We start from the raw sequence: 2,316 nt of genomic DNA on the forward strand, positions 1-2,316 counted from the left end.
CTTTGTAACCATTTTCTTCTAAATCTTGGCGAATGTTCATTTTATTACCGCCCCAATAATGAGCTAACACTGAAGGATTAATATCATCTGTAAACCCATTGAAACCATGCACTAAAACGATAGGATCCTGATTTTTATACTGCCCTTGTTTGGCAACTTTATTCGTTTGATCATCTTTCGCTTTTGCAGTAAGTTCCTTTGTCCCTTTGTTTGGTAACGTTGCTACTGCACTACTTTTTAATAAATTTAATCCATTTTTCTTGTCATTGTCCTTTGTTGGTTCTACTGGTGATTTTTGATTGTTTTTTAAATCTGAAACTGATAGTGTTTTTTCGTCTTTTTGAGGTTTCACTTCTTGTTCATTGTTAAAATTGTAGTTAGTAATTTTATCATTCGCTTGATTATTTTGTTGTGGTTGTACTTTCTCTATTTCTGTCTCATTAACAATTTCTCGTTGACTTGTTTGATCTAACTTATTTAATGATGGTGCTTCCTTTATTCGACTTTGTGAAGGTAGATTGTTATTAGCGTTTGAATCTTGACTATTATCTGCCTCTTTTGACTGTTGCTGTGACGCCACTTTACTTTGTTTACCATCATTAATAGCCTGTTCTAACCCTTGATTTACATCGCTAGGATTAGCATTGTTATTTTTTGTTGTATCACGTTGAATATTTTTATTATTAAGCGATGATTTTTTATCATCCTTTAGTTGATCTTTATTCAAATCATCTGTTTTACGATGATTTTCTTCTGATATTGTTTTATCATTATGCAAGTTCTTAGTTAAATTTTCAGTATGTTGCTGTTCGTCAACACCGTTTTCACGTTGATAATTAGCATTTTCCCTAGTTTGTTGATCCCCAATAGATTGTGCTGTAACTGTATCCTCCTGTGAATTTCCCATATTCACTTGCTTCTCAGCTGCTTGTGCTTGTCCACCACTTAAAAATAGTAATGTAGCTATTAAAATGGAAGATGCACCTACACTAAATTTACGAATACTATACTTATTTTGACTTTTCATCATTGTCAGCACCTCTATTTTTTTAGTTTAGATAAACAAATTGATAATTATTCGAGGAATAAACTCAAATAATTTACTTAACCAAGCACTCATAATGACCATCCTTTCTATTGTTTAATTTGACGAGAAAGCGTTTACATTTGTATTTAAAAAATATATTCTCCAAAGAGAATTTAAAGTGTATACGCTAATCATTTCAAATTATTAATTAATATTATATTTGGCAAAATTTAATTAGTCAATAATTAGACACAATTTAATTATGCAAATTGTAACTTTTTTACATATATCTTTTGTGATTTTTAATATTTACATGCTTGGGTCTTGATTCCAATGATGTATTATTTTTTTAGATTAGCTGTATGGAGAGATTTATGAGCTATTACAGTTATTATGTTTGCTGGTGTCGTATTTTAAACCTAAAAATATCATCCCATCCACAATAATTGTATCAGGATAAACCGTAATACTTGTTCCTAAACTAAATATATACAGTTAATTTTCTTCCCTCAAAGTAAGTATCCTACTATTTTTAATTTATTGTTTAATTACTCTTGAACTACCTTTAACTTAATCTCGAATTTATGATGATTAGCATAAAAATACATCCCATAAAGTTAGTTTTTTAGTCTAACTTTCGGGATGCACATCTTAGTTCTAATGGAGATTGTCTTTTAAATAGGCTATGACATTTCTATTTCAGGCTAGATATATTTTTATTTATAGTATAAATACAAAGAATGTAAAGACAACTATGATATTAATAGGTAGTAACGACAAACATAACTCTTTAGCTTTTTCGCCATTTTTTCCCTTCATAACTTCATTATATCGATTCATATACTTTTCAACATCTTTAACAGTGACATCTATTCCTGAGTTGCTCAATTCACTTTTCATAATTATTTTTGGTTTCGTATTGTGATTATCCACTACTTATCTATAACGCGTTTGCAACTTTAGTACCATCACAGCATTCATAGTTAAAATATGTTGGTGTCGTATTTTAAACTTGAAAATGTCACGTTTTCCACAATATTTGTAAGTGTATAAGCCATGATCCTTTTCTCTATATCTCAGCCCATACTTGTTTTACCACTGTTCGATATTTTGTCGTTCGCCTTTAAAGTTATTGCGCTTATGATGTCTACGCGCTAATTCTGCCTCAATTTCTGAAAAATCGACGCCTAGCGCATGCATCAAGACAAATAAATGATAAAGTTCATCTGCTACTTCACTTACAAATGCTTTTTTGTCACCTTTAATTGCTTCAATTACGACTTCAAAAG

2 protein-coding genes and 1 pseudogene are annotated in these 2,316 nt (G+C 30.3%); all 3 read right to left on the minus strand.

Going from position 1 to position 2,316, the window contains the following annotated elements:
* A pseudogene (gene lip1 / locus IDG60_RS11400) lies at window positions 1–1,027 on the minus strand (YSIRK domain-containing triacylglycerol lipase Lip1); the annotation flags it as partial.
* 720 nt (window positions 1,028–1,747) lie between these two features.
* A complete protein-coding gene (locus IDG60_RS11405; RefSeq protein WP_000834346.1) occupies window positions 1,748–1,927 on the minus strand; it encodes a hypothetical protein in 180 nt (59 codons plus the stop codon).
* A gap of 192 nt (window positions 1,928–2,119) precedes the next feature.
* Window positions 2,120–2,316 (minus strand): phosphoribosyl-ATP pyrophosphatase (locus IDG60_RS11410; RefSeq protein WP_346767038.1); only part of this gene is annotated, 197 nt, incomplete at its 5' end.

The organism is Staphylococcus sp. EG-SA-2, assembly GCF_017152085.1.